The following is an 18,039-nucleotide window of genomic DNA, read 5'->3' as shown; positions in this document are numbered from 1 at the left end:
TTTCTCTAGAGGGGACCAGCCGAAGCCGGAGGAAGTTTTTAGTAAGCGCCCACTGGCCGGCGGACAACGCCCACCGTGCGCCAAAGGATTCGGAGGTCGCCGGCCAGCGACCAGTTTTCGACGTAGTAGAGGTCCATTCGCACGCCCTCTTTCCAGTCGAGTTCGGACCGGCCGTTGATTTGCCACATCCCGGTCAGTCCCGGCTTGATGTAGAGCCGGCGGTGCACCCGGCCGTCGTACTGCGCCACTTCACGGGGCAGCGGCGGACGGGGGCCGACGAGGGACATGTGGCCCCGGAAGACATTCCAGAACTGCGGAAGCTCGTCCAGGGAGTGTTTGCGCATCCATCTGCCCACCGAAGTCACCCGGGGATCGTGTTCCATCTTGAAGAGCACCCCGGAACCTTCGTTGCGGTCCAGCAGGCCGGCCAGATCGTCTTCGGCGGACTGCACCATGGACCGGAACTTGAGCATCTCGAAGGACTTCCCGTCGCGGCCCACCCGTTCCTGGCGGAAGATCACCGGACCGGGGCTGTCCCTTTTGACCAGGACGGCCAGCACCGCGAAAACCGGAATCAGCATCACCAGGGCGGCAAGGGAGAGAACCACGTCCAGGCCGCGCTTGAGCACGTGCTTGCTGCCCGAGAACTGCGGCAGCTCCACATGCATCAACGGAAGGCCCTCCACCGGGCGGGTGTGGATGCGGGGGCCGGCAACGTTGGTCAGGCCGGTGGTGAGGATGAGCTGGGTGGCGGACTCTTCCAGTTCCCAGCCCAGTTCCTGCACATAAGAGCTGGGGCCCTTGACCCGGCCTGCCACGATCACGGCATCCGCCCGCAGCCGCCGGACGGCGCTGACAATGGTGTTCTGGTCCGCCACCACGGGAATCGGTTTCGCGGCAGTGCCGCATTCCCGGTTACCTGTTGACGTCAGCGCAACACCGATCACCTGGTAGACAGAGTTTTCCCGGCGCTGGATCTGCTTGGCCACGTAACGGACATCTTTGGGCCGGCCCAGGATGATCACCTTGGACAGATAGCGGCCTTTGGCACGCTGGCCTTTCAGCCACTGCCGAAGCAGCAGCCGGCAAAGGATGAGGCTGCTGAGGCCCACAGGGAAGGCAAGGGCAAAGTATCCGCGGGAGATGTCCACCTGGAAGGTGAGGCAGAAGACGGCGATCAGTCCCATCACGATCACCGTGGAGCTGATGACGCGTTTGTACTCGTCCACGCCCGAGCCCACGATCCGCGCATCCCGGGTGCGGTATACGGCCAGCGAAGACATCCAGGCCATCCAGATTCCGGTGGAAACTGCCAGGTAGGGGATGTTCAGCCTCCCGCCGCCGGACATGTACTCGGTGCTCACGCCAAACCGCGTCAGGTGGGCCAGGGTCACGGCCAGGGTTACTGACACCAGGTCAGAGACGTGGAGAATTTTTCGGTACTTGTTGGTCCAGCGGACGCCGTCGCTGGCCTGGCGCGGCGCAGGTCCCGCGAGCTTGAAAGCGGAAGGGGAAATGGTGGAGGACAGTGCCCGTTTTGGCCGGAGTCCAGCATCTTTAAGGTCGGTCACCGAGACTCTCCTATGTTGCTAAAACGTCCGAAGGGGCCGACGGCGGCTGGGGGGAAGCCTTGGTCTCAAGAGGCTTCGACACCGTCGACCCCGCTCGGGGGACCGGCGCCGAGGGCGCCGGAAGATTGATTTGCGGGGCGGTCTATCGGTTTCCACCGGGATATTCCCACCGGGAGCACCGCGCACTCGGACCGGAAACTCCCAGCCGTCCGTGCGGTGATAGCCCGCATCTTTTCCCTGCAAATCAATCAACACACCAAAGACTAGGAGGGGCATTTAGGCCCTGCACGAGTAATGGTTACTCGACTCCTCAGGCCAATTTCTCCCTCTGCGGGAGGGATACCTAGCGCTACTTGGCCGGACAACCGAACCGCCGCACCTTGAGGGTTTTAACCCCCAAAAGCCCCGCTGCGGCCCTGGATTTCAGGGGCACAGCGGGGCTGATGGGGCAGGACCTATGCGGACGTCCGGGCTATTCCACGGCCGCCGAACTCGCACCGGGTTCCAGCGCCAGATAAGCAGCTTCCAGGTCCGCGCGCCGGCTGATGCCAAGCTTGACGTAAATCCGGTAGACGTGGCCCTCCACCGTCCGCTGGGAGAGGGTGAAGTGCGCCGCCACATCCTTGGTGCTGGCACCGCCGAGCAGCAGATCGACAATCTCATGCTCGCGGCGGGTCAGCCGGACCAGGTGCAGCGACGGGCTCAGGTAGGACACCGTCACGCCGGCCAACTCTCCCCGGCGGCGGCGCAGCTGCTGAATCAGCGCACGCTGGCGGCGCAGGTTGCCGTGGACACCGTAAAACCGGATGGCATGGCCAATGCTTTCCACGGCGAGCAGATACTTGCGGTGCCGCACGGCTTCATCCGCTGCCGCCACCATGAGATCCGGGTTGCCCGAAACAACCGCACGGGCGTAGGCGTTCAGCGCCTGCGCCTCTCCGCCTTCAAACTCCGCGCTGACGTCCTGCAGGCGTGCCGCATAACGCAGGTCGCCGACGGCGAGGCACAGTTCCAGGATGTCCTTCTCCGCTGCGAGGTAACCCTGCTCCTTCGCCTGTGCGGCAAAGTCCGCCAGCTCTGCCGGCACGCTGCCGTCCGGTTCGGGTGAAGCCAGCGCCGCGGCTGCGTAGGCCTGGCCCATCAGCCACAGCGGACGCGGCCCCGGGTAGCCAATGCTGCGCAGCTCCTTGGCGTAACGGGCGGTCTGGCTCCGGTCCCCCACCACCGTGGAGGCATAACCGGCAAGCCCGAGGGCGTAGGGCAGCAGCATTTCCGGGTCAGAGATCCGCAGTGCTTCCACTGCCGGGTGCAGCCGCTGCAGCCCCTCACGCAGCCGGCCCTGGTGGATCTCCACCGCTCCCTCGAAGACACCCATGGTGCCGCCGTAGGCGATGAGCTGCTCCGGTGTGCTGTCCAGCTTGGCGTCAAGAAGGCGCTCCAGCTCAGCGAAGCGGCCGCCGTGAAGCAGGCCCTGCGCATGACGCACCACCGCGGAACCACAGTGCACATGCACCGGCCCGCCCAGCCGCGAAATCAGCTCCAGCGCGGCACCGGAGTGTTCCAGCGCGCTGCTGATTTTTCCCCGGGAAGTCAGGATTTCCGCCATCAGTTGATGGGCCGCCACCAGCCACAGGGCCTCCGGTCCGGCCTGTTCCGGGCGGGCCCCCTGAAGGAACGGGGCGAGCCGGTCCATCGCCGAGGAGTGATCCCCGGCGGCGACCAATGCCACGATGCGCAGCAGCTCGGCACCCGCGGCCGCCTCGGCAGCCGGTTCGGCTGGTCCCTCCCCTGATCCCTCCCCCGGCCCTTCCCCCGTGCCTGTGCCGCGGGCTGACAATTCAGCGGAGACGGCCAGCCAGTTCCGGGCGAGATTCTCCAATTCCCCTGCGTTCCGGCCTGACCGGACACAGATCAGGGACATGGCCAGTGCTGCCCGGCGCAAGGTCTCCTCATCCGGAACCGGCGTTGCCTGCCCGGGTTCCAGGATTTCCCCGAGCAGGTCCCGTGCGTGGGCATACTCGCCCATTTCCACCTGCGCGGCTGCTATTTCCACCCGGGCCGGCAGCAGATGCGGGCCCTCTTGGACTGCCGACGCAAGGCGGGCAGCCAAAGACGACCGGCCGTCGTCGTTCGCTGCCCGGGCCGCCTGCAGGAGTTCCTCCTCCGCGACGGCATCCCCGCAGTCCAGCGCCCACTCGAGGCGGCGCAGCCAGGCCTGCTTCTCGGACGGATGAGTGAGATCAGGCCCGGCTCCGGCGTCCAGGCAGGACAAAACCCTGGCGCGGATGGCTGCACTGCGGACAGCCGGAACCAGGAACCGGATGGCGTCCGCGTGCAGGGGCCGGGCCAGTGACAGCGATTCGGAGGGGCCGGGCACTATGGACAGGACCCCTTCGGCAAGGAGGGCATGCACCGGGGCCGGCCCGCAGACGGCAATCAGGACGGAGCGGGGCAGCGGCTGGGCCAGTGCCAGGGTTTCCAGGGTGTCCCGTTCCTCTGCGGTCCTGCCGCTGAGGTGTCCCTTGACCTGGTCCACCACACCGGTGACCAGTCCGTTCGGTTCGCCGCGCAGGAACCACGCTCCGTTGCCTTCGGCGAGCACTCCCAGTTTGCGTGACTGTGACAGCAGGGCTTTCAGGTACAGCGGGTTGCCGCCGGATGCCCGCGCCAGCAAGGCGCTGGAGGCCCGCAGCAGAGGTCCGCCCAAGACTCCCCGGCAGACTTCGTGGACCGCATCCGGGGACAGCGCGCCCAGATCGATGCGCGCCAGCAGCCCGTCACGCGCCAGGGAAAGCAGTTCGTGGATGCTCAGGGCCCGCGGCCGGGTCAGCACCAGCAGCCGCAGTTCCCCGGACATGGCCAGCTGTGTCAGCACATGGCAACTGGCTTCATCCAGGTAGTGAGCGTCATCGATGACCAGCAGCGGCTGGGGGCTGCCCGTCTCGCTGATCCGGCGGAAGTGGCGGCGGATGGTCCGGAGCACGGCAAGGGTCGAGTCCATGTCCTCGGGACCGGCGTCTTCCAGGTACGGCGAGAGCACGCCGTAGGGCATGCGGGACAGGACGGGGCTGCCGTGGATGAAGGACGGCGTGACAATTCCGTCCAGGCGCTCCAGGACGTGGTCCGCAAGCGCCGATTTCCCCATGCCTCCCTCTCCCACGATGACCACTCCGCGCATGCCCGGTTCAAGCAGCCGCGACGTAGCCTCCTGCGCTTCCCGGTCCCGGCCAAACAGGGCGGCCCGGACGGCGTTGGCTGCGGGATGTGCGCCGGTCATTTGCGTGCCCCTGACTTGTCCGCAATGACTTTGGCCAGCTCCCGCCGGCTCCCTACATGGAGCTTGGAATAGACCTGGTACAGGTGCCCCTCCACGGTCCGCACCGAAATGTTCAGCTCAGCGGCAATGGCTTTGTTGCTGGTTCCAGCAGCAGCCATGCGCGCGATGGAACGTTCCCGGAAGGTCAGGGCGCCCAAGTACTCGTCCGCCACATCGGTTCCCTCGGCCGGCTGGACTTCGGCTCCGCGCCGGCTGCGGTGAATAAACCGGACCGTGGCGCGGTCGCCGGCGCCGGAGGCCACCGCCAGTGCCCGTTCGGAGGCTTCCTTGGCAAACAGGACATGCCCGGCCGCTTCCCCCTGCTCACCGGACTGGATCAGCAGCTGGGCGTCATAACTTCCCACCCCCTTGGCATACGTTTCGCACATCCGGGCGAAGCTGCCCTGCTGGTGGGCGGCTACGCTCAGAACGCGGTCAAGGTTCTCCATGTCACCCAGCCGGACTGCGCTCAGCAGCGAAAGCAGCTCATAGGAGTACGCACCCCGGCGGTGGTCATGGGCGGACAGGTCAACGAAGCGGCGGGCGGCCTGGGGTGCGCCCAGGGCTGCCTCGGCCAGGGCGGCGAAATGTCGGGCCGCCCGGCGCATGGTCCAGGGACCGCCGTCGGCCGCTTTGGAGCGGAGCTGCAGATGCGCCTCCGCACCCTCCCTGTCCTTTTGCAGGGCAAGGCAATACGCCGCTGCCGCTGCCGCCATGGGGAGCATGGATTCCGGTCCGCTCAGCCGCAGCTGGGCGACGGAAGGCACCAGGCAGCGAAGCGCCGGCCCGGGATTTCCGGCGTAGGCGTGCAGCAGTCCGCCGGCCAGTTCGCTGAACATCCCGGGCAGCAGCGTCTGGCTGCCGTGGCGGATCTGCTGCTCCAGCACGCTGCGCGCGCTGCTCAACGCACCGATGGCGAAATGGACGTGGATGATCCGGGCCAGGGCCCGGGTGCGGCAGTCGCGGCCGACGTCGGGGTCCTCGAGCAGGCGTGCCATTTCCTGGGTCAGCTCCACCGCCTCATCCTGCCGGTCGGTCATGCCCAGCGCCTCGCAGAGCCAGGAGCCGATCAGGACACGGAACTCCTTGTCCTGGCCGGAGGAGTCCGCCTGCAGCGGCGTCAGGAACACGGCGTTTTCGAGGAACCTGCCGTGGGTGGAATTGCACTCTGCACGGGCCAGGATCAGCTGCCGGTTCAAGGCGGCGACGTCGGTGCGGGCGACGGAGCCGTCGGCGGCCAGCTCTGCCGCCAGCTGCTCGGCCTTGGTCAGCAGCTCTTCATGTTTCTTGGCGGCGCCCGGCGGCAGCATTCCGGCGGGACCGTCACCGGCGAGCGCGCCGGTGGCTGCCATGCACAGCACCCTGTTCTCGGCGATCAGCAGCCGCGCTTCCTCCAGCGGATCGGGCTGCTGGCCCCTGGCCCGGTAGGTGCCCAGGGCGGAAAGAGCCGCCCCGTACTCCCCCGCTGTCATCCGGGCGGTCACCAGCTCCAAAACTGCTTCCGGGTTCTTCGCATACCCCTTGCTGCTGGTGAGGAAACGGACCGCGGCCGCGGGGTTTCCGGCCGCATTGGCCGCCCGGGCTGCGACGACGGCGGTGGCGGTATCCAGCACCTCACCGCTGTCCAGCTGCCACTTGGCCAGCCGGGACGGGTCCACAACCGACGTAACCCGGTCGATTCCGGCGTCGTCCTGCGCATTGGAGGATTCATCGGCACGCCCCGCGGCCGGAACCGCCTCCCGCAACCGGTTCAGGAGACTCTTTCGGGTGCTCTCGCTCAGGGAAAGGCAGACGGCGCCGGCCAGCACCTGGTCACGGATCATGACGTGCGGAACGCCGTGCTGTTCAACGGAGAGGATTCCCTGCTCCTGCAGGGTGTCCACTTCCCCGGGCTCCACGTCATGCACGGCAGTGGCCAGCGGCAGCGAACCGGCCAGGGCAATGGTCCGCACCAACACCAGCTGCCGGTCCGTCAGCTCGTCCAGCCGGGCCAGCACGGTGTCCGTGACGCGCCCGGCGGCTACGGGTATCCGCGGCTGCAGGACCCAAACCTTTCCGCTGCTGCGAAGCCTGCCGGACTCCCGGTAATCGGCGCAGCCCAGCGCCAGCAGATGCGGGTTTCCGCCGGTATGGCGGTGCAGGTTGGCCACTGCGGACCCGGAGACGGGGCCGCCCAGCTGAGCTGACAGCAGTTCTGCCGTTTCGGGAAGATTCAGCGGTTCCAGATCCACGCGGGACAGGATGCCCTCACGCCAGAGACCGGCGAATTCCGCCGGTGCCCGGCTGAAATCACGGAAGCAGGCCAGCAGGCCGGCGGTACGGCTCAGCACCATTTGGCTCAGTGCCATGGCGGAGAATTCATCGAGTTCTTCGGCGTTGTCCACTGCGAGCAGAACAGTTCGGCCGTGGGCGCGTTCCTGGATCAGGCGGGTGAGTCCGCGCAGGATCAGGACCGGATGCGATGAAACGTCCGGATCAAGGTCCGACAGAAGGAACGTCAGCGCGCCGAAGGGAGTACGCCCGGAGAACGCCGAGCCCCGGACGTGGACCACATAGGTATCCGGCCCGCACTGCCGCAGTACGTGGTGGATGAGGGCGGTCTTCCCGCTTCCGGCCTCCCCCACCAGGATGCAGCCGGCGCCGCCGCCGGAGGTCAGCCGGTCGAGGATGGTCCGGGTGACTGCCCTGCGGCCCACGAACAGTGGCGGCGCGGATTCTTCCCGTGCTGCCGCGTCCGGTCCCGGGATTCCGGGCAGGGAGGAGGCGGCGCCCAGGAACTCCGGGCGGGAAGCGGGCTGACGTAGGACATGGGACGGTGTACTGCTGTTCTGCACGGTGAGACCCGTTTCTGCCGGTGATCTGTGCCCTGCCCCAAGGTCAGCAACACAGATCATGTTCTATACCTGCCGCCAGAGTAGGAGCAGAACAGAGTGCGAACACGAGTACCGTGTACCAGTCGAGCAGAGCCACTACTTAGATTCGGGTACACGCACGAACCGGAACCACTTGGTTCTTGAGTACCCGGCCGGGAAATTGCTCAGTAGTGCCGTTCGGCCGAGGCCGCTGGCCCGACGGCGCTATGTGCCGCTTCCGGCGCTTTCTTCCGGCGTGCCGAGGATGGCGCGCAAGTCGCTGCGGCCGGAAACGTGCAGGTGTGCAAATACCCGGCCCAGGTGCCAGTCCACCGTCCGCGCCGACAGGTGGAATCGCCGGCCGAGAGCTGCGCTGGTTTCCCCGGCAGCTGCCCGCAGGGCCAGCTCACGCTCCATATCCCCCAGCTGGGCGAGCCTGAGCTGAACACTGTTGGCCGGCGAGAGGTCACGGAAGGATTCATATTCCAGATGCCGCGCCCGCCGCAGCAGGGCGCGGCTGGTGCCGCCGGCTGCTCCCAGTGCGCCGGCTGCGCAGGCCGCTCCGTGGACAAGCCGGGTGTTCTGCTGCCTTCGGGCTGTTCCGCTGGCTTCGATCAGGGCCGGGATGTCATTGTTCAGCAACCCGGCTGCCAGCTCGTGCAGCCCGGTGGCCAGGGTGCCCGTGGCGTCGGCGGCTGCCGCAGCAAGTGCCGACGCCGCCGGCTCTGACCCCAGCAGGGCGGCAGCGGCGTAGCTCAGGAGCGCGTCGGGCACGTTCTCCTCGGCCAGTGCCTGCACGGCGGACATGCGCAGTTCCTCCGCCTTCGTGTCCGGTTCCCCCGCCGAACCTGACAGACCCGACAGGATCCGGAAATATCTGACAGCGGCATCCACGGGAGGATCTGCCCGGTACCGGGGTTCCGGCGGAAACTCCACCTCCGGGGCCTTTCCCGTCTGCCGCTTCAATTCGCCGCAGTACGCTGCGGCTGCGAACGCCAGGGGAAGCATTTCATCCGGATCGGAGGATTCCAGCTGCGCCAGCGCCGGCGTCAGGAACTCCAGGGCAGCATCTCCCCGGCCGGCATAGGCGTGCACCAGTCCGGTGGGCAGTTCCGTTCCGGCGGAGGTGCGGAGCCCGGATCTGCCGCCCGGGTCGGCAGCCGCATCGGTGAGCTCCAGGGCTTCGCCCAATTCCCCGCAGCGAATCAACAGGAAGAAAAGATGGTGGAAGAAAAGCTCGCGGCTCCGCGCGTCCGCTTCCAGGCCTGCTGCCAGTCTGGACCGGACCAGCGTCACCAGTTCCATGGCCTCGGCGAAACGGCCGGCAGCAGTATGCTGCTCCGCCAGCCGGATTGCTGCCCACAGCCGTGAGGCGGGAGTAACGGCGGGATCCTCCAGATCATCGGCCAGGGATGCCGGCAACTGATGAAGCCTGTTGTCCAGGGACAGAAGCTCCGCCCGTGCCAGCGTTGCCTCCACCCTGGGTCCGGGACTGGCGCCGGTGTCCTCGGGCAGCAGCCGTTCGGCCTGCTCCAGCAGGGGCCACGGGTCCTCCGGGCGTCCGTGGATACGGGCTGCGGCCAGGGCACGGGCCCCCAGCAGCCGTAACTGCAGCTCCTCCGGGGCGCCGTCGCCGTCCGGCTCCGCGGCAGCGAGGACCCGGTGAGCCCCGGCATGGTTTCCGGCGGCGCGCAGGGCGGTGGCTTCCTCCAGGATCAGGGGCAGCGGCCGCGGGGACGCCCCGGCCCGCGAGAACCGCAGGGCCTCCTCCGTGTCTCCGATCTCATTGGACCAGTGCGCCGCTGCCAGCGCCACGCCGGGGTCCAGGGCGAGGCCAACGGACAGCGACCACGCCGCCAGACCGGCAGCAGCCGCTCCGTTCAGCCCGTGCGGAGCGGCGACCAGGGAGACCTCCGACCAAAGATCCCGGCTGCGGCCGTAGGGAATCCGGGCTGCGATGGTTCCCGGCTGGAGATTCCAGGCGAGGCGGACCGGCTGGCCGCGGCCGCCGTTGATGGTGATCAGTGTTCCTTCTTCCAGGGCGTCCACAATGCGGGCCGGCACCAAGGAGAGCAGAACCTCCAGCGGCAGCTCCCGGCAAAGCGCCAGGATCTCCACGGCCCGCCGTTCCTCCTCCGTGAACCGGCGAAGCAGCGACTCCACCCGTTCCGGCAGTTCACCGGAATGGATGAGCGGGCCGGCCCAGGTCCAGTAACCGCGGCGTCGAACGAGCGACTTGGTGGCAAGGTGGTCGCGGCAAAGAAGCAGGGCCAACAGCGGATTTCCTCGGCTGTGCTGCCAGAGCATCTCTTGGGCCAGGGCGGTGAGGGGCGCCCCGGCCGCGGCAGCGAGCAGCTCTCCTGTCCGGTGCACATCCAGTGCACTCAGATCCACCCGCCGAAGGGCACCGTCGGTCCACAGCCGGACATATTCGCGGTGGCACCGGATCAGGTCCCCGCAGACCAGCAGGAGCACAGCGGTTCCGCGGCGGCAGAGTTCCGCCGTGACGAGAACCGTCAGGTCATCGACCATCTCGGCGTTGTCAATGACAATGATGATCCGCCGGCCCGCTGCGTCGCGGATCAGCAGTGACTCCAGCGCCCGCAGCACGAGGACCGGATTAGCCAGCTCCTCGGGCGGCAGGTCGCTCAGCAGCCAGGCCAGGGCGCCGTACGGAGTCCGCGCAGAGAGGCTGCTGCCGCGAAGATGCACGGTAAATGCATGCCCGCAGAGCCCCACAACTTCCCTCGCGAGGGTGGTTTTGCCGATTCCGGCCGGGCCAAGGATGACCGCGCCGGATCCGTCGAGTGCAGTAAGAACGGCCGCGCGTGCGGCATCCCTCGGGTCCTCCCGCCGCGGCTGCCCGGACGGGCCGCGAACTGGAACCCGGGCAGGGGCCGGGGTGGGTTTTATTCGAATATTTGAAACCAGGGACTCGCGGGACGGACCTGAATGCTGGAGAGTGCTCATCGGGGACCTCAATATGGCAGCGTGTGACCCGGCTGGCGGTTCTCAGCCGGGTGTTCGGCGAGACCTAACATCTCCCGGACCGTCAGCGGCGCGGGAAGCATCCCCACCTTATGCTCCCGGCAATTCGCCGGACACGCGTAAGGAGTACCCGGATGTACCGGAGGACACTGCGTGGACCTACTGTTGCGCAACTGGCAGGCTACTGGTTTTTCCCGGGCTGCCCGCTTCCCAGAAGCTCCTGTTTCAGTTCTTCCCGCTTGCTGATGCCCAGCTTTTCGAAGGTCCGGTAGATGTGTCCTTCGACCGTGCGCACCGAGAGGAAGAGCCGCTCGGCAATCTCAGCATTGCGGTAGCCCTGCATTACGAGTGAGGCGACGTCACGCTCCCGGCGGGTGAGCACAGGCAGTCCCGTACTGGAATTCCGGCCGGCGGGCAGCCCGATGTCCTGCTTGCCGAGGGTCCGCTGGACCCGCTGGAGCAGTGCACGGTCTCCGCCTGCCTTTGCCAGCCGGAGCGCTTCCTCTGCGCATTGCTGGGCCAGCCGCTCCCATTCCGGGTCACTGGTGGAGCCGCAGCTGAGCAGCTCATCCACGTCCTCATCCAGGACTGCCCGGGCAAAACGGTTCAGTATTGGCGCCTGCGGACCCTCGAATTCCTCGGTGATCTTCAGCAGCCGGTTCAGTCCGTCCAGGTCCCCGAGGGATACGGCCAGGTACCGCAGCTCCAGTTCCACGGCCATAAAACCCGCTTCCTCCGCCTGGTCTGCAACTTCCCGGAGTGTTTTCGAGGGTTCCCGTTCCATCAGGATCAACGACCGGGCAGCCGCCCGGTACCCGTTTGACAGCACGCGGTAGCTGGCGGGTCCCCGGGAAGACGGCCCAGCGCCGTCGGCCAGCAGTTCCTCCGCCGCGGGCATCTGCCCTTCCATCGCGGCTATCAGGGCGGCCAGTGCCAGGGCGAGTTCAAAGAGTCCCTCCGAGTCACTCGCACGCAGCCCCTCGACGGCAGCCAGGAGGTGGGTGAGTCCCGCGGCGTTGTCATTCTTTCGCAGATGCATCACGGCAAGGGAGAACTCCACGGCGCCGGCCACATGCACAATTCCGCCAAAAACCCCGGCGATGCCGCGCTGCGCAATGGCCTGGACCTCTTCCCACTCCCCCAGCCACAGGAGCGCGGTCAGATGGCGCTGGAGGACAAACTGGTAGTAGGAGAGAAACCGCTGTCCGCCGGCGTCAAGGATCTGCAATGCCTCAAGCGAAATCCTGTAGGCACTCCGGGCACGGCCCGTTTCCGCCATGATCTCGGCCAGCAGCGTTCCGGCGATGAGCGTGGCTTCATCATCGCCGGCCTGCCGCGCGTCCTCGAGAATGGAATGCAGTTCCTCCTCCGCAGGGCGAAAACTACCTGCGCTGACCATGCCGACCAGAGCCAGCAGGCGTCCGCCGCGCCGCGAGGAAACGATATCCGCGATCAGTTCCTCGCCGGGGTTTCCCCCGGCAGCGGCCTCAATACGCTCCACGCCGGCCAGCCAGTCCGCAGAGACGCCAGGGAGACCACCCCTGCCGCTTCGGTTCCGGCGGGCCAGTTCCACCCTGATGAGCACCGCCATTTTAAGGGTGGTCAGGTCAGCGGCGGCATCAGTTACCCCACTGACCAGTTCATGGGCCATCTCAAGGTTCCCGTCCTGAAGCCAGGCACGGGCGGCCTGCACTCTGGCAGCCATCGTCTGTTTCGGGCCCTTGACGGCCGTGGCCAAACGCAGCGCGGCGGCACTGTCAAAGTGGTTGTTCGCGCGGTAGGCGGCGGCCACGAGGGCGGAGTCCGGCACGTCCGCGCCGCAGTCCAGGGACCAGGTCACCAGCCGCAGCAGGTTGTCGGAGCTCTCCCGAATCGGAGCGGAGACGGTGAGCAGCCGACGGCGCAGGCGGGCGCTGCGGGCGGCGGGCACCAGTTGGCGGACCACGTCGCCGTACAAAGGGTGCAGAGGCCGCAGCAGTCTGGCCGGCTCCGCGGAGATGGTCACCAGTTTGGCTTCGGTCAGGGAGTCCACCGCGCGGTGCAGGCCGAGCTCAAAGGCCGCGGCCGCGGGCAGCGGTTCTGCCAGAGCAATAATTTCCAGCGCGTCGCGTTCCTCTTCGGTCAACCCCCAGAGCTGCGCGCGGAGCAGATCACCAAGCCGCCCCTCCGGCGGATGCATCTGTTCATGCAGCAGCCAGACACCGTGCCGGAACACGAGGCTGTCCACCCGGACGGTTTCGGACAGCAACGCCAGCACGAGCATGGGGTTTCCGCCGCTGACCCGGGCCAAATCACTGCTGGTGCTGGTCAGCACCGGACCGCCCAGTACCTGGACGCAGAGTTCGTGGACCTGGTCTTCGGTCAGCGGAAACAATTCATGCCGGGAAAGTGACCCCTCCCAGACCAGGTTGGACGCCGCGGCGGGGATGTCGGCAATCCGCCGGGCCAGGAGCAGGAGACGAATACGGGAAGCGGCAACAAGCTGTACCAAAAGGTCCGCTCCGGCCTCGTCCAGGCAGTCGGCGTCGTCGACTATCAGCAGCGGTGCGCCCAAAGGGCCCGGCTCGTTCCCGTCCGGGAACAAACGGTGCAGCAGTGAGCGCATCACGGCAAAAGGGGAATCAGCGTCCCCCGGAGCCAGGTCTGAGATCAGGGGTGCCAGCGAACCGAAGGGAACCTGCGCCAGGGATGAACTTGTGTGGATGCGGTGCACGGGGAAGCGGCCGTTCACCTTTGCGGCAACCGCTGACGCCAGAGCACTTTTGCCCATGCCGGCGTCGGCCACCACCACCGCGCCGTAACCGCCGGGGCGCAGGATGCTGGCCATCACGGCATCGAGAACTGCCTCTCTGCCCACCAGCGGCCGCTCGCCAAACTCCTGTTTCATCAGCCTCCCCCCTGACCGTCCTGTCCTGTTTCGCCTAAGCCAGGACTTCGCTGAGCTCGGAGCGCCCCGAAACATGCAGCTTGTCGAAGATCTTACCCAGGTGCCAGTCGATCGTACGGGGAGACAGGTTCAATTCACCGCCAATTTCTGTTCGGGTTGCCGGACCTGCGGCCAGCCGGGCTAAATCTGCTTCAAACGGTGTCAGTGACTCCATCAGGACGGGGATGGTGTTGGCGTCGCAGAGTTCACGAAAGCTGAGGTGTTCAATGCTTCGGGCGGCCTTGGCCTGGGTGCGGCCTTCGGTATCGGTCCGGCCGTTCAGGAGGCGGAGTGCGGAGCCGGCAGCTGTGCAGGCCATCAGGACATTTCCCAGCGAGGAGGCCAGCTCGGCCGATTCCACCAGCAGTGCAGGGTTCTTTTGGTCCAGTCCTGCGCCAAAGCAACACAGTGCCCGAGCCCACTTCCCGCTGGCACCTGTTCCGGTGGCGGCCAGCTCACCTGCTGCCTCAGGGTCCCCGTGGCGTGCTGCTGCCGCCAGGCATTCAAGGGCCGGCATCACCAGTCCCTGCTCCCGGCAGCTGGCCGCCAGGACACGCAGTTCACGTCCCAGCAGCTGTGGGTCTGCGGCCAGTTCCGCCTGCAGCCGCAGCAGCCGGTCAAGGAACTGCAGGTGGGCCAACGGAAGATACCGGTACTCCGGGATGTCCGCGGCAAGCTTCCCGGCCTCCGCCGGAGAGCCCAACAGCAACTGTACGTACGCTGTTAACGTCCGGGTCAGAGGCAGCAGATCCCCCGGATCGCTCATCCGCAGCTGGGCGGCGAAAGGTACCAGCACCGAGCGTGCACGGTCTGCACGTCCCGCCAGCGTATGCACCAGACCGGCGGCCGCTTCGTCGATGCCCCCCGGAACGGTTCCTTCGTCGTCCGCACCCCAGGTCCGTGCCACCAGGTCAAGGGCTCGGGCATACTCTCCGGCGGCAACCAGCGCCAGAACCATTCGCGCATGGACGGCAACGGAAACAGTGCGCGGCAAGGTGAGGGCGAAACCAACAGGTCCCGACTCCATGAGGTCCACTGCGTCATCCCCCCGGCCGGACAAAGCCAGGAACTGAGCCTGCAGGGCCATGGCCCTGGCCCGAAGAGCAGGCGGAAGCAGCAAATCCGTTCCCATGGCGGCCAGTTCTTCCGGCACGTCCCCCAAGCGGCCGGAGTCCACGGCAAGTGCACCGCGCGCCAGAACCAGCGCTGCCTCCCTCGTGCGGCTATGGGCTCCGGGGCGGTCTGCGTCAAGAGCGGCCTGCGCCTTTTCCAGCGCCTCGTGCGGGTCCCCGGCGTTGGGAAGCCCCCTCAGCAGCCCAATCTTGTACTGCAGCAGCTCGGCCCGGCGGTCCTCATCCCGGAAGCCATCCGTTTCGCTCAGCTGTTCCAGCACACGCAGGGCTCCGTGGTTGTCACTGGAGGCGAAGAGCGCCCGCACTTCCTGCAGCAGCATCCCGGGGGTACGCCGGTCCGGGGCTACGGAAGAGACATAGCGCAGGGCCAGGTCCGTATTTCCGGCGGCGACGGCCATTCCCGCCGCCCGCTCTGCGGTCTCCGGATCCATTGTTCCGGAGCACCCCAGCGTCCAGCAGGCAAAGCCGGCCAGGGCTGCGGGCCCAAGTCTTGCGGGGTCAACAATCGCAGCAACTTCTTCCCAGAGTTCCCGGCTCCTGCCCGGCGCTATGCTTCCGGCGATGGCTGCCGTTGAACTTCCCGGAGCAAGACGGATGTTTCCCGCAGGAGAAACGCAGGTCAGGCGTTCCTCTTCCAGCGCGTCAACGGTTTCTGCGGGAATCAGCTGGAGCGCTGTGTCCAGCGGAAGCTCCTCGCAGAGCGCCAGGAGCTGGATCAATGAGCGCTCAGCCGGGGGACGCCGCTTCAGCCGGACCGCCACCACCTCCGCCACCTGCGCAGAAAACTGCAGCGGCTTGACCAGGACCCATACTCCGTCCCGCTCAATGAGGTTGCCTTCCGCTGCCTGTTCGCGGGTGAGCAGCCTGGTGTAGTACGGGTTTCCGCCGGAATAAACGTGCACCGCGTGCGCGGCAAGCGATGAAACGCTGCCTCCGAGAATGCTCTCCATCAGCTCCCCGGTCTGCGCGCGGGTGTAGGGAGCAAGGTCTATTCGGTGGAGCAGGCCTTCAGTCCATAGCGCAAGAAACTCCGGGGCGGCGCCGTACAGCGATTCGGCAGAAGCCAGGACAAGAGCCGAGGAGCGCCGAACCAATTGGGAGACCACCATTGCGGTCAGGTGATCGAGGTGCTCCGCCCGGTCCACCAGCAGCAGCAGCCGCTTCCCGTCCGCCTGGTCGAGCAAAAGCTGCTCCAAATCCTGCAGGAGCTGGGCGGGGCGGGCGGCCAGTCCCACGGACAGGCCTGAAATCAGCGAGGCGAGGGCACCGAACGAAGTCCGCTGGGACACGACGCTTCCGCGAATGGCCACCGCATGGAATTCCGGTCCTGCCGCCGCGCGGACAAGGGTGGTCTTCCCCAGGCCAAAGGCGCCCACGACGACGGCGCCGCTGCCGGAATCCAGCGCGTCCGCCAGTTCCGCCAGGGAATTCTCCCTGCCGATGAGATAACCGGATCTGCCGTCACTTTGCACATTGAACATCTTGTAGCTCCACGCCCCCCGGCCGTCGAATGCTCTACTTACAGGTGCCTCTCGCCAAAGCTCCCAGCAGCTGGTGGGCGGCTGGGAGCTTGAAACGTATTACGACGGCGAGGGCACCTGTCATTGGTGTGAGCGTACGCGGGATGCCGGGTTTCGTCCACAAGATAGAAAGTCATGGACTTTTGCGTCACAGCAAATGCAGGTGATAAAAGAAAAGGGACCGGCGCCGGGATGGGGGTGGCCCAGTCTCGGAGGCCTCCCGACGCCGGCCCCAGCTTTTGAGTGCCCTAAGGCATGACTCAATCTTAGGCACGGGAAACGGGTCCAACAATGGGTCTGCGGGCTTTTGGTGGAACGGGAGCCTTACCTGTCTTCCCAGCCGGACTACCTGCCCAACTAGGCCGGGGTGTGGAATTTCTGCTGGGCGGCGGTGAGCCCTTCGGTTAGCAGCAGCTCTACGGCGTCCGCCGCATCTCCAATGAGGAAGGGCAGTTCCTTGGCCTCGGCGGGCGGGAAGTTTTTGAGGACGTAGTCGGCAGTATCCATGCGGCCGGGTGGACGTCCCACTCCAACGCGGACCCGGAAGTAGTCCTTTGTGCCCAGCGCCCGGCTCATGTCGCGGAGACCGTTGTGCCCGCCTTCGCCGCCGCCGGCTTTGAGTTTGATGGTGTTGAAGGGGATATCGATTTCATCGTGTACGGCCACCACGTGGTCCGCCGGAACATCGAAAAACTTGGTCAGCGCCGAGACGGGGCCGCCGGAGAGATTCATGTAGGTCTGCGGCTTGGCCAGGATGACGCGGGGTCCGCCGATGCCCAGGCGCCCCTCCAGAATCAGGGCGCGGGATTTGTGGCTCTTGAAATTCCCGCCCACGCGGGAGGCCAGATCATCCAGAACCATCTGGCCGATATTGTGCCGGTTGCGACTGTAGTCGGGCCCGGGGTTCCCGAGCCCGACTACAAGCCAGGTGTTGCTGTTCACTGCAGGTACTGCTCCTTCGACAAGAACCGGACGGCTCCGTTACGGGGAGCAGACCCCGGAGATGAATTAGACCTCTGCGTCAACTTCGGCAGCTGCAACGGCAATCTGCTCATCAGACGGCGCGCCCAGGTCCTGGACGACGGACTCGGAGATGTTGATGATCATGGTCTCGGGGTCCAGCAGCAGCTCAACGCCGGCCGGCAGTTCCAGGTCCTTGGCGTAGATGTGCTCGCCGGCCGTGCGGCCTTCGATGCTGACCACGATGGTTTCCGGCAGGTTGGTGGCATCGGCGGAAACCAGAACCGTGTTGGCTTCCTGGTTGAAGACGTCGGAACCCGGTGCCAGTTCGCCCTCAACGTGAACGTTGACCTCAACCTCAACCTTTTCGCCCTTGCGGACGGTCAGGAGGTCGATGTGCTCGATGATCTGCTTGATCGGATCGCGCTGGATGTCCTTGGCCAGGGCCAGGTGGGACTCGCCGTCGACGTCGATTTCCAGCAGGGCGTTGGACGTGCGGACTGCCAGGGTGGTTGCCTTGGCCGGCAGCAGGATGTGCATGACCTCGGCGCCGTGTCCGTAGATGACTGCGGGGATCATGTTGGCAACGCGTGCCTTGCGGGCTGCACCCTTGCCGAATTCGGTGCGGACGGTTCCTGCGAGCTTCTGCTCAGACATTTCAAACTCCTGATATTGGATGTTCCGTGGTTGCCGGGACGAAGGCGCCGGTTATGGGAACAGCGCTGCAGTTCGCTGATCCATTGATCAGTGCGTTGCAGTCAGAAGTTGCCAGC

8 protein-coding genes are annotated in these 18,039 nt (G+C 66.4%); all 8 read right to left on the bottom strand.

Going from position 1 to position 18,039, the window contains the following annotated elements:
• Nucleotides 1–38: 38 nt before the first annotated feature.
• The 8 genes from AC4D2W_RS12090 to AC4D2W_RS12055 all read right to left on the bottom strand — a co-directional run bounded on the left by AC4D2W_RS12090 (nucleotide 39) and on the right by AC4D2W_RS12055 (nucleotide 17,923).
• Entirely contained in the window at nucleotides 39–1,571 is a 1,533-nt protein-coding gene (locus AC4D2W_RS12090; protein WP_490927147.1) for a sugar transferase, read from the bottom strand.
• 472 nt (nucleotides 1,572–2,043) lie between these two features.
• A complete protein-coding gene (locus tag AC4D2W_RS12085) occupies nucleotides 2,044–4,848 on the bottom strand; it encodes an AAA family ATPase (RefSeq protein ID WP_490927146.1) in 2,805 nt (934 codons plus the stop codon).
• Nucleotides 4,845–7,721, bottom strand: coding sequence for a helix-turn-helix transcriptional regulator (locus tag AC4D2W_RS12080; RefSeq protein ID WP_490927144.1), 2,877 nt, complete (start codon nucleotides 7,719–7,721; stop codon nucleotides 4,845–4,847). Before AC4D2W_RS12080 ends, AC4D2W_RS12085 begins: the two co-directional genes overlap by 4 nt.
• 243 nt (nucleotides 7,722–7,964) lie before the next feature.
• On the bottom strand, nucleotides 7,965–10,709 hold the full coding sequence (locus tag AC4D2W_RS12075; protein WP_490927143.1) for an AAA family ATPase: 2,745 nt from the start codon (nucleotides 10,707–10,709) through the stop codon (nucleotides 7,965–7,967).
• A 199-nt stretch (nucleotides 10,710–10,908) separates the two neighbouring features.
• The gene (locus tag AC4D2W_RS12070) at nucleotides 10,909–13,614 is read right to left on the bottom strand and encodes a helix-turn-helix transcriptional regulator (protein ID WP_490927142.1); all 2,706 of its coding nucleotides are present in this window, start codon (nucleotides 13,612–13,614) and stop codon (nucleotides 10,909–10,911) included.
• Nucleotides 13,615–13,648: 34 nt separating this feature from the next.
• Entirely contained in the window at nucleotides 13,649–16,267 is a 2,619-nt protein-coding gene (locus AC4D2W_RS12065; protein ID WP_490927141.1) for a helix-turn-helix transcriptional regulator, read from the bottom strand.
• Between the two features lie 396 nt (nucleotides 16,268–16,663).
• On the bottom strand, nucleotides 16,664–17,248 hold the full coding sequence (gene pth, locus AC4D2W_RS12060; protein ID WP_490927140.1) for an aminoacyl-tRNA hydrolase: 585 nt from the start codon (nucleotides 17,246–17,248) through the stop codon (nucleotides 16,664–16,666).
• 66 nt (nucleotides 17,249–17,314) lie between these two features.
• A complete protein-coding gene (locus tag AC4D2W_RS12055; RefSeq protein ID WP_490927139.1) occupies nucleotides 17,315–17,923 on the bottom strand; it encodes a 50S ribosomal protein L25/general stress protein Ctc in 609 nt (202 codons plus the stop codon).
• Nucleotides 17,924–18,039: the final 116 nt, after the last annotated feature.

It is taken from the genome of Arthrobacter sp. TJ-58 (assembly GCF_058269295.1).
Note: the sequence above shows the minus strand (reverse complement) of the source record. Positions and strands in the feature narration are given on the sequence as shown.